We start from the raw sequence: 22,641 nt of genomic DNA on the forward strand, positions 1-22,641 counted from the left end.
TAAAGGCTTGGGGCTGCCATCGTTGGCAGCGTGATAATAGATGAGGAGATGAACCGCCGTGGTACGTGACCCGTATGCCCGGTGGTGTGGGAGGAGGGGCACTGTGAGGTGCCTCCCTATCCCGATTATAACGTAGGGAAAGTATGAGAATAATCCAAAAAATAGGTGTTTATTTTATAATGCTTATTTTCGCAGCGGTCGTAGCAGGAATTTATGGCATATTGCACGACCAAATAAGTTTTACATTTTCAGAAGAGTACTTTACCCAATTCAAGTTTAAGCAATTCGGTATCCCTTGGGCGTATGAAACTCCACGTTTCGGAGCCGCATATGTAGGTGCCTTAGCTACATGGTGGATGGGTGTATTAGTTTTTATTATCTTAGGTTTTTTCGGTTTCATGTTCCATTCGCCGAAGCAGATGGCAAGCAATCTAAGCAAATCATTTTTAGTTGTAATAGTTGTAGCTCTTTTAACCGGCTTAGCTGGTCTTGCATTAGGTTATTATCAGGTCAACGAACAAACAGTATCACGATACATGCAATGGGTAATGCCAGGCGTAACTAATCCCGTACAATTTGTTCGTGTAGGTTTTATGCACAATGCCAGTTATTTAGGTGGCTTAACAGGCTTGTTATCTGGTATTGCTTATCTAGTTATTTGTAAACTACGTAATAATCGGGTAGCCGAGGGTCTCTAACCCTCAGCCCCCACAACACCCAGCATACGGGTCCGCACAGTAAAAAGATGACAGATCTGTTTAATGAGGTGGATAGGGGATCGATTTATAATGACATGAGAAAATCAATTCGGCTTATCGCTGTTAAAGCTAAGGGCTTCTTTCAGGGCAAAGAGTAAACCTTTGCCCTTTCCCGATTTTCTCTCGAAAATGCGAGCCAGAAGTAAGTGATTCAACGCATCAGGCTCTGACAGGCTTTTTTAAAACGCTTGCCGGTCCCTGCCCTGCCACATCGTTTCTGCCATTCGAAAACAGGTATCCGGCTCATCCGCCTTATTCAGCAGCTTCAGCGCCAATGCCAGGGTGGAGATAACCGCGCCCTGACCATATTCATGGTCGATCTCACCGCGCCACAGGCGTAACAGATCCTGGGTATCGAGCTCCTGCTTTACCAGACGGCGGGGGTAGTAGCGGGGCCATTCTGAGGTGCTGTACTGGTCGCCCCGGGTCCATTGCAGATCGCACTCATCATCTGGTTTCACTTCCGCTTCGCCGCCATCACCCTTGATGGTCAGGCCGTTTTCAACACCCAACAATTGAGCCGTTTTCTGATGCATCGGGCCGTAGGCGGGATGAAATACACCATCAACGGTATGTTTTGCCAGCAAGGGGTTCAGCAGACGACAGAGTGTATGCACCGGTGACCGAAGCCCCAGTATCGGACGCAGATTGACAATCCGGCCCATCTCCGGGCTCAGGGTATTGATCGACATAAAGGCAAAGTTGCTGCGACTGATTCCGGCTTCAACCTCGTTCCAGTCGTTACATGGCCCGATACCAAACAGTGGCAGACAGTCTTCGGTATAGATACGCCCCGGTGTATGACCACGGGCACCGTGCATAAAGATCTTTACACCGTTCTGAGCCAGCAACAGTGCTGACAGAATAAACCAGGGCAACTGACGCTTTTTACCCGCATAGCTGGACCAGTCGAGATCCACCTGTAACGTCCCGGGTGCACCGCAGCACTGTCGTACCGCTTCCACAAATCCGGCCAGCTCTTCCGGGGACTCCTCTTTCACCCGCAACAGCATCAGAAAGGCACCGAGCTGTTCAGGCTCAACCTGGCCGTCTAAAATCATCTCCATCGCTTCCCGGGCCTCAACCTGACTCAGCGAGCGGGAGCCCTGCTTTCCTTTTCCTAAAATGCGTACAAAGGGGGCAAACGGATGTTCCTGTGACATAAAACTGCTCTGACCAATAGATAGAAGTTAAATAATTTTATACCCTGAACAGCCATTGGATGAAGCACTTACTCAGAAAAACTATTTATATCCTGAGATAAGCACAGCAGAATAGCCGATAAGAATCTGTACCTTCACCCAGGTCAGGATGCTTTAATGCCCCCGCACTGGTAGAATCCGCGCTTCGTCAGGAGAAGCACATGAAACTGAACAGTTCCCGTACCATAAAACAGCCCCCGGCACGAAAGCCTACACAGCCCCTGCCCACAGAACCGGTAGAGCTGACCATTAACGCTCTGAGTCATGATGGCCAGGGAATTGGACGTTATCAGGGCAAAACGGCCTTTATTGCCAATGCACTGCCCGGAGAACAGGTTCTGGCACGACTCACTGAAGAGAAAGCTAAGTTTTATACTGGGCATACCGATTCGATTATCACCGCTTCAAGCCATCGCACAGAACCTGCCTGCCCCCATTATCATCAATGTGGGGGCTGCGACCTGCAACACCTGGAAAACAGCGAACAGCTAGCCCTGAAACAGACTCAGGTATTGGAACAGCTCGAACGTATAGGCAACACAAAGCCAGAGCATATCGATTTACCACTAACGGGCAGCCACTGGCACTATCGCCGCAGTGCCCGAATCGGCATCAATCAGCTCTTTGACGGTGAACCCATTGTCGGCTTTCGCCGCAGAAGCAGTCATCTGTTGACTCAGATCGATAGCTGTAGGGTATTGGATAAACGGGTCAGTGATATATTTAGCCGGGTCAGAGAGGCGCTCAGAGACACGGGCGATATCAAATATATCACCCAGATTGATGTTGACCTGGGGGATCAGGGTGGCTATCTGTCCTTAAGACTGAAAAAACCACTGAATGATCAGCATCTGCAGATTTTCACTGCCTTGGCAGAACATTATGAACTGAGCCTGCAGCTGCAAGTTATCGGTTCAGATCCGCAAGTGGACGCCAGCGGCTTAACCCGTTACGCACTGGATCAATTGGAGCTGACGTTCCGCCCCGGTGATTTTATTCAGGTGAACGCCGAAATCAATCAGCAGATGGTCAATAAAGCCTGCCAGCTACTGCAACTGAAGCCAGACGACAAGGTACTCGATCTGTTTTGTGGTCTGGGCAACTTCTCCCTGCCGGTAGCCGCCGCAGGTGCCCCGGTTACAGGGATTGAGGGCAGCCTGACAATGGTAGAGCAGGCACAGCGCAATGCACTGCATAATCAGTTGCAGAACTGCCAGTTTTTCTGCGCCAATCTGGCCGATGATCTGAAGGGGTTGCAGTGGTTCAGGCAGAGCTATAACAAGGTCATTCTCGACCCTCCCCGCACGGGAGCAGCATCGCTGATACCTCAGATCTGCCGTCTGCGACCCGAGCTGATACTTTATATCTCCTGCAATCCCGGAGCGCTGGCAAGGGACAGCAAGCTGCTCAGTGAGCAGGGTTACCAGCTGAATAATTTCCTGGTCATGGATATGTTCCCCCAGACTCACCATATTGAATCGATGGCGTTGTTCGTCAGAGGGAAGAAGAAAGCACCGAAAAAGAAACTGTTTTCCGGCAAGGGGATCAGCCGCTGAAATGGCTATCGCAATAAACGATCAGGATATTCTGTTTGCTGATAGTGAAATAGTTGTCGTTAACAAAGCAGCAGACCTGCTGTCCGTTCCGGGACGGGGTGAAGATAAACAGGACTGTCTGTGGCGCAGGGTTCAGCAACACTACCCTACTGCCCGAATCGTCCACCGACTGGATTATGCAACTTCGGGGGTGATGGTGTTAGCACTCAACGCGGCCAGCCATCGTCATCTGAGTATTCAGTTTCAGGAACGCAAAACAGGCAAATCTTATCAAGCGGTGGTGGCGGGACAGCTAGCGAAGAACAGCGGCACTATTAACCAGCCGCTACGCTGCGACTGGGACAACCGCCCCCTGCAGATAATCGATCACCAACAGGGTAAATCCGCCCAAACCCACTGGCGTTTAATCGAACCGCTGGACGATGCCTGCCGGGTCGAACTGACACCGATTACCGGTCGTTCGCACCAGTTGCGAGTACATATGCAGTTTCTCGGGCATCCGATTCTGGGAGATCGCTTCTACGCCACACCCAGTCAGATAGAGCGATCAGAACGCCTGTTGCTACATGCCCGCTCTCTCACCTTCAGCCATCCGGTGAGCGGTGAATCGCTAACATTCAGCTCGCCAGTGCCCTTCTGAAACCCAGCTGTTCTCTCCCGGCTAATTAACCATCCGGATAAGCTCTCCAGCTTTCAGGGCAACAATGGTTTCGGTCATCTGATCAACTATCCGCTGGCGAGCCTGGATACTGCCCCAGGCACTGTGGGGAGTAATAATCAGATTGGGGATATCATCCGCCAGCAACGGGTTACCATTGACCGGGGGCTCCTCACTCAGTACATCGGTTGCCGCTCCGGCCAGCTTACCGCGACGCAAAGCATCAGCCAGATCAGCCTCATTCACTATGCCGCCTCGGGACGCATTGATCAGAAAAGCGCCGGTTTTCATCTGCTCGATCGCATCAGCATCTATCAGGTCGCGGGTCTGCTCGGTCAGCGGGCAGTGTAAACTCAGGACATCAACCTGAGGCAGCAGCTCTTCCATCGCTAAGCGACCACCGACCGTATCACCTCCGGCACGCTGGGCGACCACGACATTCATACCAAATGCGCCCGCCAGTTGCGCTACCCCGGCCCCCAGATTGCCATAGCCCACGATCCCCAGCGTTTTACCGCTGAGTTCCTGAATCGGGTAATCCAGCAGGCAAAACTGTTCCGCCCGGCCCCATCGACCATCACGGGCAGCCTCATTATAAGCAATCAGATTAGTATGCAACGCCAGCATCAGCGCCATAACATGCTGTGACACCGAAGCGGTACCATAGGCCTGGCAGTTGGACACAGTGATTCCCAGCTCTGAAGCCGCCTGCAGATCGACATTATTCGTGCCAGTGGCGGCGATACAGATATGCTTAAGCTGTGTGGCAGCAGACAAGGTCTCTCTGTCCAGTACAACTTTGTTCACAATCACCACATCGGCACCAGCAATCCGTTTGGCAACCTGCTGCGGTGCCGTTGCCGGATAGGGATGAAAATGGCTGAACTCCGCTTTCAGCGCGGCCAGATCCAGATCATCACAATCCAGACTGTGCAGATCAAGAAAGACTGCCTTCATAGCTATTCACCTATACCGTTTCGAGAAAAATGCTGATGAACAACACTTAAAACGCTCAATAAAACAAAAAAATAAATAAAAAAGGGGCCTGCTATTCAGAAGGCCCCTGTTATGTCGCTCTGAAATCAGATCTGTTCTTTGATCTCCCAGAGTATCTCATCAGCAATCACCGCAGGCGCTGAGTAGCCATCCGGAGTCTTAACCGTCAGGAACACACCATTAGAGGTCCGGTTCATATGCAGCTGGTACTGACCAACATGTTCATACTTCCCTGATTCATTATTATAGACGCCATCCTGATTATCACCGAAGATATAGATCACTTTACCATCAAACCATATTTTGAATCCCTTGCGGCTCGCCAAGTCCGTTGTATCATCAACACTATATTGCTGATCTACATCGGTAGTTTCATCTTTACTGTACTGTTTTGAACTGTACGAAGGAACACCACTGGCTTCTTTATCGGCGTCAAGCCCCAACGCATCACCTATACGCCCAGTGCTAAAAGTGATCGCTTTACGATCAGAGTGCAGCCACTCAAAGAAGCCCATTTTCTCGGTATCTTCAAACGGCGTTGAAGTAGTGTAGGTCAGGTAGATCACACCGGTCTGCTGATCCCGGGTACCCACATCCAGAGTGGTTTTATCGATCGCTCTGTTGATCTGCGCCCAGGCCTGATCCACCGGCACCGTAATCTTCAATGCAGGGAAGCCCTTGGAGTCGCGTCCCATCTGTGGCAGATCATGACGCTGTCGCTTCATCTCAAGCAGGCTGAGACTGTTTCCGGCATTACTGGTTGATTTGCTCAGGTAGCGCAGCATCTCAAACATCATATCGGTTTTATAACCCACATCGGCGGCATCCGCTGACCAGTTAACCGGCTGGTCTTTCTGTTCCTGAGCAACCCGTATATGCTGCATTGAAATAGTCGTCCGGTCAAAATTATCAGCCACCGGACGCACTGATACCCGCAGCTTGTCACTGACAGGCCCCTCGATATCCTGGAACGTCAGATGCTTGATCATGCTATCGACGAAGCTTAACTCCTCACCTGCAGTATCGATCCAGTCGGTCTCCATGACACCTTCCCGAGGCGCAGATTTTGCCAGAGCGACATTGTTGAAACGCCAGAAGTCCTGCAACTGAATCCAGACATCGCCAACGGGTTCATCCACAATCAGAACTTTTTCATCCCCCTGACGTTTGAGGTTGACGGTTCCATTACCGGCATCCGCATAGAAAAACTCAGGACGGGGCACAACAAACTCAGCAGTTCTCTGGGAAGCTGTCTGACCGGCACTCGGTATCTCCAGAATATCCTGCATCGCTTTAGAACGGTTCTGAATCGCCGGAGGCAGCTCCAGCCGCTGGGTAGCCTTTGCCTCTTCATAGTTCTGGCTGCGGTCGTTGATAAGGCCATGTTCGCCGTAAATTGGGTTTGAGTATGAACCACATCCAGCAACACTCAACACAGCTGCTGCCAGAGGCAACAAGGCAATTATTCTCATTATGCTCGTCCGTTAGTTTCAGATAATTTCACAGGCTTTCAGGGCATTACGCACCTGATTATGATATTGCTCAGACAGAACAGTCAGGGGTAAACGAATACCCTGCCCTATCAACCCCATCTCAGCGACAGCCCATTTCACCGGAATCGGGTTAGCCTCAACAAACAGCGCTTTGTGAAGCGGCATCAGCGACGCCTGCAGTGCACGGGCAGATTCGGTCTCACCAGCAATCGCCAGGCGGCATAACTCACCCATCTGCGCAGGTGCGACATTGGCGGTCACTGATATGTTTCCATCACCGCCCAGAAGCATCAGCTCAACGGCTGTTTCATCGTCGCCGGAATAGATAGCGAATTCTTTGGGGGCCGCCTCTATCAACGCTTTGGCGCGCTCAAGATTTCCCGTAGCCTCTTTAATACCCACGATGTTTGAGATCTCTGACAATCTCAACACCGTCTCTGGCAGCATATCGCACGCGGTACGGCCAGGAACGTTATAAAGAATTTGTGGGATATCAACCGCTTCAGCAATGGCTTTAAAGTGCAGATACAAACCTTCCTGGGTTGGCCGATTGTAGTACGGGGTCACCAGCAAACAGGCATCAGCGCCAACCTTTTTCGCCGCTTGAGTTAACTCAATCGCTTCCCGGGTAGAGTTCGCGCCGGTACCGGCAATAACCGGAATAGCACCTCCCACACGGTCAACCACCCGTTTGATTACCTTGCAATGCTCATCACAGCTCAGGGTCGCAGATTCGCCACTGGTACCTACGGCGACAATTGAGTCGGTGCCCTTCTCCAGATGAAAATCGACCAGTTTATCCAGTGCGCCCCAGTCGACATCACCGTTAGAGTTCATCGGGGTAACAAGAGCAACAATGCTGCCAGTAATCATCATGGTCTCCATCAAGAGGTATACAGAATGGCCTATGGTACTTGCCTGCGATTTGCGGCTCAACCCATTTAAGCTCAATACGTTAGCGTAATCTGAATATTCGAAAAACGATGTTTTCAGGGGCTGCCAAAACTGTGTAATCTGTTATCGTATAAAAAGCGTATTATTCTAACTGATCTCGGTCAGATAAGCGTAGTTTTAAGTCAGATTTTTAAGGAAAATATATGAGCCAGCCAACGATTGATCAACCCGTAACCGACTTCACCGCGATAGCCACCAGCAATACCTCTGTGACGCTGTCAGAACTGAAAGGTTCCAACGTGGTCATCTACTTCTATCCGAAGGACAGCACCCCTGGCTGCACCACAGAAGGCCAGGATTTTCGTGATCTTTACAATCAGTTTGAGGCGACTAATACCCAAATCTTCGGCGTTTCCCGCGATAGCCTGCGCGCCCATGAAAATTTCAAAGCCAAACAAGCGTTTCCTTTCGAGTTGATCAGTGATCCCGATGAAACGCTGTGCAAACTATTTGATGTAATCAAATTGAAGAAGCTCTATGGCAAAGAACATATGGGGATTGAGCGAAGCACCTTCCTGATCGATGCGGACGGAGTACTGCGAAACGAATGGCGCAAGGTCAAGGTAAAAGGGCATGTCGCTGAGGTGCTGGAAGCAGCTAAGGCACTCTGACCCTGCCTACCTCCTGCTCAATTAAATAAGCCGGCCTGCAGCCGGCTTTGCTCTGCTATGAATCCCGCCCGGCATCCTGAATAAAAGAGTGGCTATTAGGCCAGGCATTGAGGATGGCTTTGATCAGGGTTGCCAGCGGGATGGCAAAAAACACCCCCCAAAAGCCCCAGATACTACCAAATACCAGTACCGCGATAATAATGGATACAGGGTGCAGGTTCACCGCTTCAGAGAACAGCAATGGCACCAATACATTGCCATCGAGGGCCTGAATAATGCCGTAGGCCAGCATCAGATACCAGAACTCATTGGTCCAGCCCCACTGAAAAAAACCGATCAGCGCTACCGGCAGCGTCACCAGTGCCGCACCGATATAGGGGATCAGCACCGACAGACCGACCATGATTCCCAGCAGTGCCGCATAGTTGATCCCCAGAAAGGCAAACGCCACATAGGTCACAGAGCCAACAATAACGATTTCGATCACTTTACCCCGGACATAGTTGGCGATCTGTTGATCCATTTCGGTCCACACCTGAGTCAGCATCTCTTTCTTCTGCGGCAGAAAAGAGACCCACCAGCGCACCAGGCTGCTGCCATCTTTAAGAAAGAAAAACACCAGGATCGGCACCAGAACAACGTAGATCAGCAGCGCAATCAATCCGGTAATGGAGTTGAGGGAGTAAGTCACCACCATCTGCCCCACTTTTCTCAGCTCCGAGGTTGCCAGATCGATAATCTGGGTAATCTGCTGTTCTGAGAAAACATCCGGATATTGCTGTGGCAAGAGTAACAGCACCTTCTTGGCCTGCGTCACCATCCCCGGCAGCTCATTGAACAGGTTAACCGACTGTTTCCAGGCCAGCGGCATAATAAACAACAGCAACGACAGCAGCACACTGATAAACAGAGTGAACACCAGCAGTACAGATGCCAGATGGGGAACATTGTGCTCTTTTAACCAGACAATCATCCCCTGCATCAGAAAAGCCAGAATAATACTGGTAAACACCGGTGTCAGTGCCTGCCCCAGATAGAGGATGATTCCCAGTGCGCCTGCCAGCAGCACCAACAACAGCATTACCTCCTCATTAGAGAAGTAATTGTCGATCCATTTGCTGAAAATTTTTCTCACACTCTGCTCCCTGTTAGCCGCGCTGAATAATATAGGTATACTGACCGTCATTGCTGAACGATTCCAGCATCTGGTGGTCTGACTGATCGACAAACGCCTTGAAATCCCGCTGAGATCCGGCATCGGTCGCGACCACTTTGAGGACTTTACCCGGCTCCAGCTTATGTAATGCCTGCTTCGCTTTTAACAGCGGCAGCGGGCAATTCAGGCCGCGGGCATCGAGTTGTTCATCCCAGTGGGTCTCAGTCATGAAATTATTCCTGATACAGATAAGAGGCCTGCAATATATACCAAAAACCGGGTTATTATAATCCACAATTACGCTTAACTGTTTTTGTTGCAGTGGAAACTTAGTATAAGGATCAACGATTTGCGAACTGGACTTTCATGTTATCTGCTGGCAGGTATCCTGGCACTCAATCCGGTCACCCCTGTTCAGGCCGATGACCTGCCGGTTATCGCCAGTAGCTCAGGCACAATCTCACTCGAACAGGAGTTCCAGCTGGGCCGTACCTGGGCACGACTGCTGCGCGGCCGGGCACCGGAATATGGTGACCCGCTAATCGTAAACTATATCGACAGCCTGTTGTGGCAGATTGCTGCCAGCAGTCAGCTACAGGATCACCGGCTCGAACTGATCGTTCTGGACAGTCCGGTTCTCAATGCCTTTGCGGTTCCTGGCGGCGTCGTCGGTATCAATGCCGGATTACTCCTGGGAGCAAAAGATGAGGAGGAGCTGGCGTCGGTTATCGCTCATGAGCTGGCTCACCTGTCACAGCGGCACTATGCCCAGCAGCTTGAGGAAAGCCGGCGTAATACGCCATTGATGCTGGCCGGTATTCTGGCCAGCATTCTGGTCGCCTCTGCCGACGCGCAGGCGGGTATGGCGGGGATTACCTCATCGATGGCCGCAGGCCAGCAGGCCGGTATAAACTTTACCCGCCGCAATGAGCAGGAAGCTGACCGTATCGGCATGCTCAATCTGGTTAACGCTGGTTATGATCCCCACGCGATGCCGCGTATGTTTTCCCGGATTCAGCGCTCCAGCCGTTTTCTGGGCCAGAAACCCCCGGAATTTCTGCTCACCCATCCGGTCACCGAATCACGTATAGCCGATGCCGAAAACCGTGCCAGCCAGCTACCAAGTCCAGCTTTCAAGCCTCAGCGCTACGATTTCCAACTGATCAAAAAACGTGTTGAGGTGCATTATGCCAGCGATCTCAGACAACTGATCAAGACCTATCAGGAGAGTGCCAGCGGCAACCCTATAAGTCGATACGGTCTGGCATTGGCACTGTTACAGAACAGAGACTATAAACAGGCGCAACAGGCTCTCGACGGTTTGCCGGACACTATAGGTCAACACCTTTATATCCGTCTGAGTTATGCGGAGCTGGAACTGGCAGCGGGGGAGCAGGAGAAAGCTTTACAACGGCTGGAGCTATTAAACAAACTCTACCCCGACAGCTACCCGGTTCGTCAACTATATGCCAAAGCACTCAGGGCGAATAACCAGTTTAAAAAATCAGCCCGGATTCTCACTGACCTGAGCCAGAAATACCCCACCAATAGCTACATCTGGTATGAACTGGCTGAGACTCAGGGACTGGCCGGCAATACCCTGGGGGTCCACGAAGCCCGTATCGAATATTTTCTGCTCACCGGCGCAACCGATAAAGCGCTGCGGCAGATAGACTTCGCGCTACGGGAAAATGAACTGACCAGCAGTGATATCGCCCGGCTTGAACAGCGTAAAAAAGAAGCTGAAGCGATAAGGGATCAGATTAAAAACTCGCTGTGAACCCGCAGTGGCTGATCTGAAGCAGGTAGCACCCCGTAAACCCGCTTAGATAATGAATCAGAGTTGGTGGTAGAGGAATCCTATGTTCTCAGTATACAGCCCCAACGGGCGGGCCTTCCACGATACGCTGGAAGCGCTGTACCGGGCCAGATCCGGAACGCAGAACCGTAGTACAGATGAACACAAGCGGCAAAGCGAAACAGCTCACAGAGTCACACCTAAAGCTCTGGATGCCTATCGGCAACTGATCCATGCCCAACCGAAAGATGAGCTTCACCACCTCTATGAGGTGATGAGCGATGCATTTACAAACCTGCCTGCAGAGCAACCCGCCTATCAAGCACTTCTGGCGATACAGCAAAGTCCTTTTAATGAGTTACCCGTAGTCAATGCTCAGAACTGTATTATCGGGATGATCTCCTACGACTCAGTCATCGGCCATCTGATCGAGACGGGCGAAGCACTGGGATTACTGAAAATTTCTGCTGTCAGAGACTATCTCTCTGGCGATGTGATCACAGCAGAGCCTGTCACCAGTATCCGCCGGGCGGCCCAGGTGATGGATCATTATAATCTGGAAACACTTCCGGTAGTCGACAACTATGGCACAACCATTGGCATTGTCACCGCCAGGAGTATCGTTTCAGCGGTCGCGAATGACCCTCCGCTAAGTGTCTGGAGCTGATCTCCCTGTTGCCGCAGAAATGAAAAAGAGACCCGAAGGTCTCTTTAAACGTTATTAGCTTTATGCAACAGAAACGGTGATATTACTACTCATCAGAGTTGGCTTTATCACGCAAGACAAACTTCTGAATTTTACCGGTTGAGGTTTTAGGGAGCGGACCAAAAACAACTTTTTTCGGTGCTTTGAAATTAGCCATATTTTCGCGGCAGAAATCGATAATCTCCTGTTCGGTCACTTCGGCCCCCTCCTTCAGACTGACAAAGGCACAGGGCACCTCCCCCCACTTTTCATCGTCACGGGCAACTACCGCCGCTTCCATCACACTACTGTTGCGGTACAGAACATCTTCCACCTCAATGGAGGAAATATTCTCGCCACCGGAAATGATAATGTCTTTGGAACGGTCTTTAATCTCGATATAACCATCCGGGTGCCACACCGCCAGATCGCCGGAATGGAACCAGCCGCCGGAAAAGCTCTCTTCCGTGGTGGAGGGATTTTTCAAATAACCTTTCATCACCAGATTACCACGCATGAAAATCTCGCCCATCGTCAGGCCATCCTGAGGAACCGGCTCCAGCGTCACAGGATCGGCAACCATCAGACCATCCAGCATCGGCGCCCGTACCCCCTGTCGGGATTTCAAACGGGCGATCTCATCATCCGTACGATCATTCCACTCCTGATGCCATTCACACACCACAGACGGACCATAGGTCTCTGTCAGCCCGTACACATGGGTAACCGTAAAGCCCATTTTTTCCATCCCCTGAATCACCGCTGCCGGCGGCGCAGCCCCCGCCGTCATCACTTTAACCGCGTGACTGATTCCCGCTTTCATCTCATCCGGTGCGTTATTCAACATATTCAGCACAATCGGTGCACCACAGAAATGATTCACCTTCTCCTGCTTAATCGCAGCATAAATATCATCAGCCCTTACATGCCGCAGACAGACACTGACTCCCGCGGATGCCGCAAGGCTCCAGGGGAAACACCAGCCATTGCAGTGGAACATCGGCAGGGTCCAGAGGTAAACCGGATGATGCCCCATATCCCAGCAGACAATATTACTCATCGCGTTCAGATAGGCTCCCCGGTGGTGATAGACCACCCCTTTCGGGTTGCCGGTGGTTCCAGAGGTGTAGTTCAGACTGATCGCATTCCACTCATCATCCGGCATCTGCCAGTCAAACTGCGGATCTCCCTGGGCGATAAAAGCTTCATAATCGCAGCTACCAATCAGTGATCCCCCCTGGTAATAAGGATCATCAATATCGATCACCAGCGGTTTATGGGGAATCATTTTAAGTGCCTGAGCGATCACTTCGGAGAACTCCCGATCGACCATCACGACCTTTGCCTCGCCATGCTGCAGGATAAAGGCGATCGCCTCAGCATCTAAACGCACATTCAGCGCATTCAGCACTGCGCCACACATCGGCACCCCGAAATGCGCTTCAAACAACTCAGGCAGGTTCGGTGCCATAACTGCCACCGTATCCCCCTCACCTATCCCCTTCTGACTCAGCGCACTGGCAAGCTGACGGCAACGGCTATAGGTTTCTGCCCAGGTGCGGCGGGTTTGCTGATGCACCACCGCCAGGTGATTTGGATAGACCCAGGCGGAGCGTTCAAGAAAACTTAACGGACTCATCGCTGAGAAATTGGCGCTGTTTTTGTCCAGCCCGAACTGATACGGATTAGAATGTGTCGACATAGTCATTAGCCCTGAAGAATACCGCGTCACGTTCAGCCAGCAGGCGCAGTATTATAATTTTTTAAAACCGCTACGAAATACTCACAGCCTAGGGTTTACCCTGATTGCATCGGATATAATACGTAATTACCCTGACTAAACAAGTTAGTCTTAAGTCAAAAGCAGAGCAGACTCAACAGCGGATAATATCTTTTAGGGGTTTATCCCTTATCAGCGAGCAACAATGAGTATAGAACAAGAACTGAAAGCGATCAGTGAAATGGATGAGGGAGAGCGCTCCCGCTTTCTGGTAGAGCAGTCCACCGATATGATCTCCCGCCACACACCCACACCGGAATGGACATTTCTCGATGTCAGCCCGGCGGTTGAGCGAATGCTCGGCTACACCGTGGAAGAGATGATCGGCACTGCTGGCTATGATCTGTTTCACCCGGAAGATGCTGATAACCTGATCAAACGCTCAGACTCAGTACGTTACCGTAAAGGGATGTATACCAATGTGTTCCGTTATAAACATAAGAATGGTCACTATATCTGGCTGGAAACCACCAGCCGCACCCTGCGTGACGCTGATGGCAAACCGATCGAAGTGGTCTGTGTCTCCCGCGATGTTACCGAACAGACTCTGGCGCAACAAGCGACCCGCCGGCTGGCACGGGTGGTAGAAGCGTCCTCAGATATGATCATGTTCTGCAACCATAAAACCATGCAACTGACCTACATGAACGAGGCCACCTACATCACCCTCGGTACCGAAAAAGAGAATCCGATGGTGTTCTATCTGGAGCAGATGTTTGAACCGAGGATCTTTGCCACGCTGGTGCAGGACGCCCTGAGTCATGCTGCGGCTCATGGCACCTGGTATGGCAGTATCAAAATGCAACTGCCGTCCGGACGGGACCGCACCGCAGAGATCCGCGAGGTTATTGCCCACCGCAACCTTAACGATGATATGCAGGTGGAGTATTACTCGATCATAGGCCGGGATATCACCCTTCGCCGCAAAGCCGAAGAGGAGATGAAACGCAATCAGCTGGAGATGGCTCATATCGCCCGCCTGCTCTCCGTGGGTGAGATGGCGTCAGGACTGGCCCATGAGATCAACCAGCCGCTGGCCGCTATCCTCAATTATTGCCGGGGCTCAATGCGCCGTATTGATGAGGGGCGAATCACCACCGTCGAAGAGATTGGCAAATCGATGGAACTGATCACCCGACAGGCCAAACGGGCAGCAGAGATCGTCAAACGGATGCGCAGTTTTGTTAAAAAAACCGAATACCAGCGAATGGAGTTCTCTCTCAATGAAAGCTGCCAGGAGATCGCCGAATTTCTCAAACAGGAAGCGCTGGACCACAACACAACGTTTCAATTTGAACTGGAGTATGGAGAGCTGCCGATTCTGGCGGATAAAATTCAGATCGAACAGGTTCTGGTCAATCTGATTCGCAACGCAATCGAAGCGTATAACGACTGTGAAAAAACTCATCGGCCCGTTATCATAAGCACCCGTAAGGCAAAAGATTACATCTATATTTCAGTTGCAGATCATGCCAATGGCATCAGTGCTGAGATTTTAAGTAAGTTGTTTGAACCGTTCTTTACCTCAAAGTCGACCGGACTTGGCATGGGACTCTCAATCTCGAGAACGATCATCGAGGCTCATGGCGGACAGCTATGGGCTGAAAGCGACGGAAAAACAGGCACTCAGTTTTATATTAAAATTCCAGCGAAAGGTTAGGACCTGACACATGACGAGATATAACGGAACGGTTTTTATTGTTGATGACGATGATGACTTTCGCGACTCGATGCAATGGTTATTGGAAAGTGACGATCTGCCGGTTCAGAGCTTCTCCTCAGCCCGGGACTTTCTCAGCAATTACAAAGGCGATAAGGGCTGTATGCTACTGGATGTCCGTATGCCGGAAATCAATGGGCTGGCACTCCAGCAGATCATGCTGGAACGGGATATCCGCTTGCCTATCATCGTACTCAGCGGCCATGGTGATATTCCGATGGCGGTCACCGCCATGAAAAACGGTGCCATCGACTTTCTGGAAAAACCGTTCGACGATGAAGTGCTGATCCCACTGGTGCAGAATGCGCTTAAAAAAGCCGATGAGATGTTCGCCGACCGTCAGCAGCAGGAACAGGTTCGAAAGCTTTACGACAGCCTGAGCCGCCGTGAACGGGAGGTGATGGCGCTGGTTGTCAGCGGCAAAGCCAACCGCGAGATCGCCGAAGAGCTGGGCATCAGTCCAAAAACCGTTGAAGTGCACCGCTCCCGGGTGATGAGTAAAATGCGGGCAGAAAGCCTGCCGGAACTGGTGAATCAGTCAGCTCAGCTGTAACGCTGGGCGATTGTTTAGTTCTGTCTGGGCGGGGTTAAGCGTTATTCTGCAACAGAGGTATCTGTGTATATGAAATCCCAACTAGCCAATAGGTAACCGCCTGCAAAAGCTACTCAACTTACCATGTTTAATGGCCGTAATTGTTGATAATAGTAAGAGGCTTACAATACCCATTGCCCCTACATCCATTAACGCTTCATCCCATGAATAATTGCTCATAAGCTTTAGTTACATTGCCCTATAACGTCCGCGGTAGGCCAGTTCCCAATTAAAGGGCTTTGACCCCTTTAGCTTCGGCTACGCCGAAGTACGCTTTCCAACCAAGCAGGTATTTCCTTAAGTCTGCGATGACATGTAACAGTTGATGGCCTCTCGTTCGGCGGCTCAGTTCCCGTATCCGCTGCTTCAGTTTCACCAGCACCTTGTCGGCTACTTTGATCCTGTTGCCACGTCAGGAACTGACAGTAAATCCCAGGAAACTCCGTTTCCAGGGCCGGTCTACCGCGCTTTTATCTTCGTTTACCTTGAGCCGAAGGTGGTCTTCGATATAGCGCTGTACACTTATTTTGATCCGCTCTGCCGCCCGACGACTGCCCACAAAGATCTGGCAGTCATCGGCGTATTGGCTAAAGCGGTGACCTCGTCTTTCCAGTTCCCAGTCCAGCTCGTCCAATACTATGTTGGCCAGTACCGGCGACAACGGGCCACCTTGCAGTACGCCCTCTCGATTCGCGAGTGCTTGTCCATCATCCTTCTGAATTGGGCTGGTCAGATATCGCCTGACCAGCTTCAGCAGCGTCCGGTCCTGGATGCGTGTTTTCAATCGCGCCATCAACCGATCATGGTTGACGGTGTCAAAGAACGCTTGTAGGTCCAGATCGATCACCCAGCTCTTCCCGTGCACGATCGTGTCCTGGGCATGCCGCACGGCTTGCTGAGCATTCCGCTGAGGCCTGAAGCCGTAGCTGTTGGGGTGGAAGGTCGGCTCCCAAAGGTCGCTGATAATCTGAGCGATGGCCTGCTGGATAAAACGATCAATGACCGTCGGTATCCCCAGTTTACGCATTTTGCCATCGGCCTTTGGTATCTCGACCCGTCTGACCGCTTGTGGTCGGTAGCGACCGTCGATCAGGCGTTCCTTAAGGTCCGGCCAGTGGGCATGCAGGTAGGTCGATAGTTGTTCTGTCGTCATCCCGTCGACGCCCGCTGCGCCTTTGTTGCGTTTGACCTGTTTCAGCGCACGTGCCAGATTATTCCTATCCAGTACCTGCGCCATCAGTGATGGTTCGATGATTGGCAGTTGGATGGGCGCTTCGGATACACGAGCTTCACCCATCGCCGTTGGCGATGACTCGTCTGAGGGTCGGTCAGGTGCTATGTCCATGTTCTTACACTCTATCCATGCCGGCGATGTTCAGGCCTTCGGTATCGAGAGTGATACCTACTATGCCCTCTGCTGACTTCTGTATTGCGTTCATGCTGAATTGCTTCAGCATCAGTTGTTCCTTCAACACAGTACAGACCTCCCAGGGTAAGACACTTAACTTTCCTCGCGTAGACGCCGGATTTATAAAACATAAGCCAGATACAGATGGAGGGCTTAGCAGTCACTTGCCCGCTGGCCCCACTTATGTCACACCTCATATCCGGTTCTTGTTCATCGCCCCGCGATTTTGCCTTGAGCTTCCTCCAGCCAGTCCCTCGCGGAACTAACCTTGCCCTTTGGCTAACCTTCGGCTCTGCGAATACCTGATACGAGGACTTTCACCTCGCTAGCTAAGAGCCATGCCTGGCACACACGCTTCAAACACCGGCGCAGCTATGCTGCGTCCGAGTGCTTTGACTTGTTAACACTTCTACTGCAAGTGAGCGCTTATTGTATTTATCCATGATAATACCTCGCCGTCTGCATCAACATTATTAAGCCGCTTTAAAGTCATGTGTTCAATGGCCCCACGGTTTAAACGTTTTTTTGCCTTGCTCTCTTTTTTACTTTGCTTCTTCTCATCTAGATCTTCCCAAGCTATTGGTGAACCTGAAGCCTCATGAACTGCCTTTGCCACTGAAGTGGGTACATCATCAAAAGGTTGGAAGTTCCCATTTAGCTGAATTCCGAACTCTTCGTTAATAGCTTCAAAATGAATGTAATTTTCCATCTCTCTTCTATTTGTAATTAATGAACAACAATTATCACCACGGGCATTTACCCTATCAGCAGCATCTTGGTACTTAGCTGGTGCTGGTGGTGGGTTGTCTCTATCTAATACATGAACTTCTGGAACTTGAAGACCTTCAAGCCTGTTAGTCCATAGCTCAAGAGTCGAACCGCCCATAGGTATATAAACCAACTCTCCTTGCTGCTCAGCATTTCGCAAATCTACAATATTAGGATCTTCTTGTGATAAGCGTGAAGATATCCCGCTGATGTACTCAATATCATTAGGCCCTTCAACACCAACAAAGACCTTAATGTTGTGGTTTGCAAAAATCCCAAGACTTTCCTTAATTCTTAGCAAAGTGTCATCATCAGTTTCTGCTAAGAATCGCGTTCCATCAGCTGCTTTCTCAATGAATCTAATTGATCCTCGATCAACTCTACCTGCAAGGATTGGGTTGTGAGTTGTAAAAATTACTTGACTTGAATCTTCAAGCGCTAACTCTTTGATCGCATCAAGGAGTAGAAGTTGATTATTTGGGTGCTGAGATGTTTCTGGTTCTTCAATAGCAAAGATTACGTCTTGTACTTCACGTTCATCTGCCAGTTGCTCTGCTTTAGCTCTAAAAAAGTTTATCAAGAAAAGCCGTCTTACTCCGCTACCACGCTTATTCAAAGGGATTTGATCTTCATTCGTGAGTGATACTGAGAACACTTTGCTCCAATTGAAACTAGAGAAGTTCGGATTTAGCTGGCTCGCTAAGTCAGGGTCCATTTCTCTAATTTTTTCGATAGTTAGTCTAGTGACCTCTTCAACCTGTCTTTTTACATACTCACCTATAGTTTCGAGATCACCTGCTTTTTGTTTAAGAGCTTCCTTAATAGCAAATTTTATCGGGTCTTGCGCTTCAGCGTCTTGGTCAGAGCTTGGACGATCTGATTTGAATAGTTGAAAAAGGGGAAGAATATTCTGAATAGGTTTCCAAATTTTGGATTTTATTTCTAACTCAACTACTTGCTTGTCTAAATCGACATCAGGAACACTTAGCCAAATAGCATGACGCAAAGCAGATTTGACGGTTTCATTTACTCCATCTAGATCAACTCCTAGAGATCTAGCCCTTGTTCTAAGTTGTGCGACTGTTAATGAAAACAAGTCGTTAAAGTTTTCAGCCGTTGGATGAAAAGCACGAATAAAAATTTCCTCACACTTTGGTGCGGCACCTGAGAAAACCTTCTTAACTTCGAGCTTGCCATCAGTATTTAAAAGATACTCATTTGCTGGTGATATGAGGTTGTCTGTATCTATTATTAACTGATCTGGAATTTCTTTAAAAATACAGGTTATTTCTATAGTTTCTGAATTTCTTGAGCCTGCGGAACGATCGCCAGATTCTAGCTTGTCAGCATTAAAGAAAGCATCTAGCGCTTCAAGGATAGAAGACTTTCCTACATCATTTTTTGCTATTAGAGCCGTTAAGTCAGTTAAAGGTATTGTTATTTCTTCTCTATAGCAGCGGAAATTCTTTATTTTTACTTTTTCTAGTTTCATCCATTGAATCCTTAATCAACGCTCGATTCGTGTGAGCTGGAGTGTTAACGCTGCCATAAATTGACGAAAGGAGCGCAGCGTATTGAGGTCAATTTCATGGCCTGGTTATGTGTTTCATACCTGCTTCTCATTTCGGACTTCCTCTACGCTCACAGGCCGTCATATTTCGGATAACTTTCCTTCCATTGCCAACAAGCGGATTACGAGGTTTTCCCCAATCATCGCGTAATCCTCTTTCGACAGGTTGAGAGTCGACATCTGACCTTTGTCATAATCGTTGAAGGTGAACAGCATTACCGTTCGCCAATCCACAGGATGGCGGGGAGCGTCTGTTTGGATATCATCGAAGATCAGACGTAATTTTCCGCCTTCGACTTCCCTTAAGCATGCAGCCACTCCGTTTTTTGCTCTAATTCCATCATCCTGTAACATTTTCCGTACCTGCCTTGGACACATAACGATTTGGGTAAGGGGCCGTAGCGAAGCGGAGGTCCCAGCGACCGTAGGGAGCGATCTTGACCCACTGGTTATGCATGTATTCATTAGTCACTTGCATTTCCCAATGTTGCTTTTAGCCGTTTTATACCATTGTAATCATCAAAACCCGTTTCTCGAATATTTTGCTTTGCTATTTCCTCTGGCACAGAAACGTATGCAAAGTAGGTTGTTTGTGAATGCGCTGAAGAATGAAAATACAGCTCTGTGTCCTTTGGAAGAACACCATTTCCTGTTTTAGATGATATTTCTAGTGGCGCATCAAGGGTAAACGCATTTGATGTGATGAAATTGAATTTACCCCATATTGCCCCAGCAGAAAAAGAAACAATACATAGCAATATAACTACTATGAACTTTTTCAAACTCATTTCCTCACTTTTCTAAATTCATAACAGCTAAATATACGACAGTGCGTTCGGGAAAATACGAAAAGTTGTCGTATATCACCGTTGCGAATCAAATTAGGAAAATCAGATAACCCTCTGAATTCTATTGAATTCAATAAAGGTTCTACTTTGTAAAAACACGACAGCTTGTCGTATATGTGCAGAAAGACGTCAGAGTGACCGTTAATAAGATTCATTCTTGTTCTTAATCCCTGGTTCCGTTTTGCTTAATTCCTTATACCCCAATACTCACACAGAAAATAACGTTATGGAATAGGGCTTGTGCAAAACAGTGGGAGTCACATATGTCGTGAAGCGCGCCAGCAGCGGGCGCAGCTTTACAGTGTTAGTAAGCTTTAGAGGGCTAATAGGCTTTAGCACTTCAACGATCTCGATCTGGCCTATATCTTCAGCGCTTCAATAAACCGCTGCATCGCTTTCAATGTAGCTTGTTGTGCCTGCAGATGGGGCACATGGCCGCAGTTCGGCAGAAACAGCGCTTCAGCGCTCTTCCCTATACCGCGGACAATATCGTCGACCTGTGCCCTTTCACCATACTGATCATCCTCTCCCTGCATAATCAGCGCCGGGCAGTGAATCTCTTTCAGCCAGTTGGTCAGATCCAGCGGCTGGAACCGCTGCCGTAGCCAGGTTTCATGCCAGGCACGAAACAGCAGATCGGTGCGATCACCATGATAACGGGCTAACCGCATCGGCAGATCGGTACTGTTATACAGTTCAACGGCTTCATGGATGCCCGCTGTCGTGAGCGGGTCGATACGGATATGGGCCGCTTCAGTGATAATGGCGACCACTCTATCCGGCAAACAAGCCGCACCGATCAGCGCAATGGATCCGCCGTCGCTGTGTCCCACCAGCACCACCTGATCCAGTCCGGCAGCATCCAGCACCGGTTTCAGCCAGTCCCGCCCCTCCTGCTCAAGATAGTCATCTGGCCGGGGGAGCGTAATCGGCGAAGATCGTCCGTAACCCCGACGTTCATAAACAAAAATATCGAGACCGGACTCATCAGCCAGCTGCTGTGGAAAATCTTTCCACATATCGATATGCCCCAAAGCCTCGTGCAACAGCACCAGCGAGGGTCTGTCCCAGCCTTCGTTATGGTGGTGCCGGCCATGCAGAGCAAAGATCTCAGTTCCATCATTGAGGGTCAGCAGCCGTTCCTGCCATCGGATCTCATCCATGATCAACGCTCCGCAGGTATGGAGTAGGTCAGTGTGGTATGGGCGACTAACTCTTCGCAACCTTCAGAGCGAATCCACACCTCACCTACCGCCAGTCGTTTACCGACCTTCATCAGGTTACAACGGGCCAGAAGATCGCGACCGGCCTCAGGTTTACTCATAAAATTGATATTCAGATTGGTGGTTACCGCCAGTGCTACCGGGCCTATCTGCCCCAGCAGTGCGGCATACATACAGACATCCGCCAGCGCCATCATCGAGGGGCCGGAGACAGTACCGCCAGGCCGCAGATGATCATCATCCACGGGCAGTTTCATTTCAGCCCAGCTATCCCCTAATCCGGTTAGCACACCAAACTTTTCACCCTGAGGAAAGTGCTCAGCCAGAAAGCGGTTCATCTGCTCAATGGTCATTACCGGCATAGAAAAAATCCCCTTGTTATTATTGTTTTATGTTTGTTTCGCAGTCTCCACTACCGCCAGTGTCACCGTTGCTTTTGATACCAGCTCTGCCCGTTCGCCCGCGTGAGAGTATATTTCAGATTCTGCGATGATCAGACTGCCCCCGGGCTTCAATACCCAGGCGCGGCAGCTTAAGCGTTCTCCCCTGGCGGCCCGTAACAGGTTTATTTTAAATTCAGCGGTCAGCACAATCTGGCCCGCCGCCAGTAACGTTGCCCCGGCTGTACCGGCGGAGTGATCCGCCAGAGTCGCCTGCACTCCGGCATGTACATAGCCGTCCTGCTGCAGATGTTTTTCCTGCAGTAGCAGTTCAGTTTCACAGCGCCCCGCTTCAAAACTCACCAGTTTAAAGCCGAGTTCCCTGACAAAGGGCGCCTGGTAAAAGACCCGCTCTACCTCCGCCGCAAAGCCCGGGTTTCTTACCCGGTACTCCGTCGGCAGGGCGTGACGCTCAACCTTCATTG

At 50.1% G+C, this 22,641-nt stretch carries 23 protein-coding genes; 8 read left to right on the plus strand and 15 right to left on the minus strand.

All coding sequences use genetic code 11. The annotated features are described in order from the left end of the window. Positions 1–143: 143 nt before the first annotated feature. Positions 144–698 (plus strand): Asp23/Gls24 family envelope stress response protein, encoded by a 555-nt coding sequence (locus JW499_RS11010; RefSeq protein WP_205210648.1) that lies wholly within the window; start codon positions 144–146, stop codon positions 696–698. Positions 699–937: 239 nt separating this feature from the next. On the opposite strand, the gene JW499_RS11015 is transcribed toward JW499_RS11010, so the two are convergent. Continuing rightward, positions 938–1,921, minus strand: coding sequence for a glycosyl transferase family protein (locus JW499_RS11015; protein WP_205210649.1), 984 nt, complete (start codon positions 1,919–1,921; stop codon positions 938–940). 200 nt (positions 1,922–2,121) lie between these two features. On the opposite strand from JW499_RS11015, the gene rlmD reads away from it, so the two are divergent. Both rlmD and JW499_RS11025 read left to right on the plus strand, forming a co-directional pair. Further along, the gene (gene rlmD / locus JW499_RS11020; RefSeq protein ID WP_205210650.1) at positions 2,122–3,516 is read left to right on the plus strand and encodes a 23S rRNA (uracil(1939)-C(5))-methyltransferase RlmD; all 1,395 of its coding nucleotides are present in this window, start codon (positions 2,122–2,124) and stop codon (positions 3,514–3,516) included. A 1-nt stretch (position 3,517) separates the two neighbouring features. Further along, the gene (locus JW499_RS11025) at positions 3,518–4,156 is read left to right on the plus strand and encodes an RluA family pseudouridine synthase (protein ID WP_232846357.1); all 639 of its coding nucleotides are present in this window, start codon (positions 3,518–3,520) and stop codon (positions 4,154–4,156) included. Between the two features lie 21 nt (positions 4,157–4,177). Here JW499_RS11025 and JW499_RS11030 read toward each other — a convergent pair whose 3' ends face one another. From JW499_RS11030 to dapA, 3 genes are all read right to left on the minus strand, one after another. Further along, positions 4,178–5,131, minus strand: coding sequence for a 2-hydroxyacid dehydrogenase (locus JW499_RS11030; RefSeq protein ID WP_205210651.1), 954 nt, complete (start codon positions 5,129–5,131; stop codon positions 4,178–4,180). Positions 5,132–5,256: 125 nt separating this feature from the next. Beyond that, complete coding sequence (gene bamC / locus JW499_RS11035) at positions 5,257–6,642, minus strand: outer membrane protein assembly factor BamC (RefSeq protein ID WP_205210652.1); 1,386 nt, start codon at positions 6,640–6,642, stop codon at positions 5,257–5,259. Positions 6,643–6,660: 18 nt separating this feature from the next. Next, positions 6,661–7,536, minus strand: coding sequence for a 4-hydroxy-tetrahydrodipicolinate synthase (gene dapA / locus JW499_RS11040; protein ID WP_205210744.1), 876 nt, complete (start codon positions 7,534–7,536; stop codon positions 6,661–6,663). Positions 7,537–7,760: 224 nt separating this feature from the next. Here dapA and JW499_RS11045 point away from each other — a divergent pair, with 224 nt between their 5' ends. Then, positions 7,761–8,228, plus strand: coding sequence for a peroxiredoxin (locus JW499_RS11045; protein WP_205210653.1), 468 nt, complete (start codon positions 7,761–7,763; stop codon positions 8,226–8,228). Between the two features lie 55 nt (positions 8,229–8,283). Here JW499_RS11045 and JW499_RS11050 read toward each other — a convergent pair whose 3' ends face one another. Next, positions 8,284–9,363, minus strand: coding sequence for an AI-2E family transporter (locus tag JW499_RS11050; RefSeq protein WP_205210654.1), 1,080 nt, complete (start codon positions 9,361–9,363; stop codon positions 8,284–8,286). Positions 9,364–9,376: 13 nt separating this feature from the next. After that, the gene (locus JW499_RS11055) at positions 9,377–9,613 is read right to left on the minus strand and encodes a sulfurtransferase TusA family protein (RefSeq protein WP_205210655.1); all 237 of its coding nucleotides are present in this window, start codon (positions 9,611–9,613) and stop codon (positions 9,377–9,379) included. A gap of 120 nt (positions 9,614–9,733) precedes the next feature. On the opposite strand from JW499_RS11055, the gene JW499_RS11060 reads away from it, so the two are divergent. Together JW499_RS11060 and JW499_RS11065 are read left to right on the plus strand one after the other, a co-directional pair. Then, positions 9,734–11,164: a M48 family metalloprotease gene (locus JW499_RS11060; protein WP_205210656.1), complete on the plus strand. Its 1,431-nt coding sequence runs from the start codon at positions 9,734–9,736 to the stop codon at positions 11,162–11,164. A gap of 82 nt (positions 11,165–11,246) precedes the next feature. Next, a complete protein-coding gene (locus tag JW499_RS11065) occupies positions 11,247–11,849 on the plus strand; it encodes a CBS domain-containing protein (protein WP_205210657.1) in 603 nt (200 codons plus the stop codon). Between the two features lie 85 nt (positions 11,850–11,934). Here the strand turns inward: JW499_RS11065 and JW499_RS11070 are convergent, their stop codons facing one another. Continuing rightward, complete coding sequence (locus JW499_RS11070; protein WP_205210658.1) at positions 11,935–13,569, minus strand: acyl-CoA synthetase; 1,635 nt, start codon at positions 13,567–13,569, stop codon at positions 11,935–11,937. A gap of 223 nt (positions 13,570–13,792) precedes the next feature. Here JW499_RS11070 and JW499_RS11075 point away from each other — a divergent pair, with 223 nt between their 5' ends. Then, on the plus strand, positions 13,793–15,307 hold the full coding sequence (locus tag JW499_RS11075; RefSeq protein ID WP_205210659.1) for a PAS domain-containing sensor histidine kinase: 1,515 nt from the start codon (positions 13,793–13,795) through the stop codon (positions 15,305–15,307). A 10-nt stretch (positions 15,308–15,317) separates the two neighbouring features. Beyond that, the gene (locus tag JW499_RS11080; protein WP_205210660.1) at positions 15,318–15,920 is read left to right on the plus strand and encodes a response regulator transcription factor; all 603 of its coding nucleotides are present in this window, start codon (positions 15,318–15,320) and stop codon (positions 15,918–15,920) included. Positions 15,921–16,188: 268 nt separating this feature from the next. On the opposite strand, the gene JW499_RS23040 is transcribed toward JW499_RS11080, so the two are convergent. The 8 genes from JW499_RS23040 to JW499_RS11120 all read right to left on the minus strand — a co-directional run bounded on the left by JW499_RS23040 (position 16,189) and on the right by JW499_RS11120 (position 22,639). After that, positions 16,189–16,341: a group II intron maturase-specific domain-containing protein gene (locus JW499_RS23040; RefSeq protein WP_416135408.1), complete on the minus strand. Its 153-nt coding sequence runs from the start codon at positions 16,339–16,341 to the stop codon at positions 16,189–16,191. A 30-nt stretch (positions 16,342–16,371) separates the two neighbouring features. Continuing rightward, positions 16,372–17,304, minus strand: a complete 933-nt coding sequence (gene ltrA, locus JW499_RS11090) for a group II intron reverse transcriptase/maturase (RefSeq protein ID WP_205210662.1) — start codon at positions 17,302–17,304, stop codon at positions 16,372–16,374. 472 nt (positions 17,305–17,776) lie between these two features. Then, on the minus strand, positions 17,777–19,627 hold the full coding sequence (locus tag JW499_RS11095; protein WP_205210663.1) for an ATP-binding protein: 1,851 nt from the start codon (positions 19,625–19,627) through the stop codon (positions 17,777–17,779). A gap of 159 nt (positions 19,628–19,786) precedes the next feature. Further along, positions 19,787–20,059 carry a hypothetical protein gene (locus JW499_RS11100; RefSeq protein WP_205210664.1) on the minus strand — a complete coding sequence of 91 codons (273 nt, stop codon included), beginning with the start codon at positions 20,057–20,059 and terminating at the stop codon, positions 19,787–19,789. Between the two features lie 110 nt (positions 20,060–20,169). Then, on the minus strand, positions 20,170–20,487 hold the full coding sequence (locus JW499_RS11105) for a hypothetical protein (protein ID WP_205210665.1): 318 nt from the start codon (positions 20,485–20,487) through the stop codon (positions 20,170–20,172). A 425-nt stretch (positions 20,488–20,912) separates the two neighbouring features. Continuing rightward, positions 20,913–21,716, minus strand: a complete 804-nt coding sequence (locus JW499_RS11110) for an alpha/beta fold hydrolase (protein ID WP_205210666.1) — start codon at positions 21,714–21,716, stop codon at positions 20,913–20,915. Positions 21,717–21,718: 2 nt separating this feature from the next. Beyond that, positions 21,719–22,138, minus strand: a complete 420-nt coding sequence (locus tag JW499_RS11115) for a PaaI family thioesterase (RefSeq protein WP_205210667.1) — start codon at positions 22,136–22,138, stop codon at positions 21,719–21,721. Between the two features lie 27 nt (positions 22,139–22,165). Further along, positions 22,166–22,639 carry a PaaI family thioesterase gene (locus tag JW499_RS11120; RefSeq protein ID WP_205210668.1) on the minus strand — a complete coding sequence of 158 codons (474 nt, stop codon included), beginning with the start codon at positions 22,637–22,639 and terminating at the stop codon, positions 22,166–22,168. Positions 22,640–22,641 lie beyond the last annotated feature (2 nt).

Origin of the sequence: Amphritea pacifica, from assembly GCF_016924145.1 — a bacterium.
Classification (GTDB): domain Bacteria; phylum Pseudomonadota; class Gammaproteobacteria; order Pseudomonadales; family Balneatricaceae; genus Amphritea; species Amphritea pacifica.

Excerpts from the sequence above, each read along its gene's own strand:
- JW499_RS11010 (WP_205210648.1), top strand. The coding sequence starts at position 144 with ATGAGAATAATCCAAAAAATAGGTGTTTATTTTATAATGCTTATTTTC.
- JW499_RS11015 (WP_205210649.1), bottom strand. The coding sequence starts at position 1,921 with ATGTCACAGGAACATCCGTTTGCCCCCTTTGTACGCATTTTAGGAAAA.
- rlmD (WP_205210650.1), top strand. The coding sequence starts at position 2,122 with ATGAAACTGAACAGTTCCCGTACCATAAAACAGCCCCCGGCACGAAAG.
- JW499_RS11025 (WP_232846357.1), top strand. The coding sequence starts at position 3,518 with ATGGCTATCGCAATAAACGATCAGGATATTCTGTTTGCTGATAGTGAA.
- JW499_RS11030 (WP_205210651.1), bottom strand. The coding sequence starts at position 5,131 with ATGAAGGCAGTCTTTCTTGATCTGCACAGTCTGGATTGTGATGATCTG.
- bamC (WP_205210652.1), bottom strand. The coding sequence starts at position 6,642 with ATGAGAATAATTGCCTTGTTGCCTCTGGCAGCAGCTGTGTTGAGTGTT.
- dapA (WP_205210744.1), bottom strand. The coding sequence starts at position 7,536 with ATGATTACTGGCAGCATTGTTGCTCTTGTTACCCCGATGAACTCTAAC.
- JW499_RS11045 (WP_205210653.1), top strand. The coding sequence starts at position 7,761 with ATGAGCCAGCCAACGATTGATCAACCCGTAACCGACTTCACCGCGATA.
- JW499_RS11055 (WP_205210655.1), bottom strand. The coding sequence starts at position 9,613 with ATGACTGAGACCCACTGGGATGAACAACTCGATGCCCGCGGCCTGAAT.
- JW499_RS11065 (WP_205210657.1), top strand. The coding sequence starts at position 11,247 with ATGTTCTCAGTATACAGCCCCAACGGGCGGGCCTTCCACGATACGCTG.
- JW499_RS11070 (WP_205210658.1), bottom strand. The coding sequence starts at position 13,569 with ATGTCGACACATTCTAATCCGTATCAGTTCGGGCTGGACAAAAACAGC.
- JW499_RS11075 (WP_205210659.1), top strand. The coding sequence starts at position 13,793 with ATGAGTATAGAACAAGAACTGAAAGCGATCAGTGAAATGGATGAGGGA.
- JW499_RS11080 (WP_205210660.1), top strand. The coding sequence starts at position 15,318 with ATGACGAGATATAACGGAACGGTTTTTATTGTTGATGACGATGATGAC.
- ltrA (WP_205210662.1), bottom strand. The coding sequence starts at position 17,304 with ATGGACATAGCACCTGACCGACCCTCAGACGAGTCATCGCCAACGGCG.
- JW499_RS11095 (WP_205210663.1), bottom strand. The coding sequence starts at position 19,627 with ATGAAACTAGAAAAAGTAAAAATAAAGAATTTCCGCTGCTATAGAGAA.
- JW499_RS11100 (WP_205210664.1), bottom strand. The coding sequence starts at position 20,059 with ATGTTACAGGATGATGGAATTAGAGCAAAAAACGGAGTGGCTGCATGC.
- JW499_RS11110 (WP_205210666.1), bottom strand. The coding sequence starts at position 21,716 with ATGGATGAGATCCGATGGCAGGAACGGCTGCTGACCCTCAATGATGGA.
- JW499_RS11115 (WP_205210667.1), bottom strand. The coding sequence starts at position 22,138 with ATGCCGGTAATGACCATTGAGCAGATGAACCGCTTTCTGGCTGAGCAC.
- JW499_RS11120 (WP_205210668.1), bottom strand. The coding sequence starts at position 22,639 with ATGAAGGTTGAGCGTCACGCCCTGCCGACGGAGTACCGGGTAAGAAAC.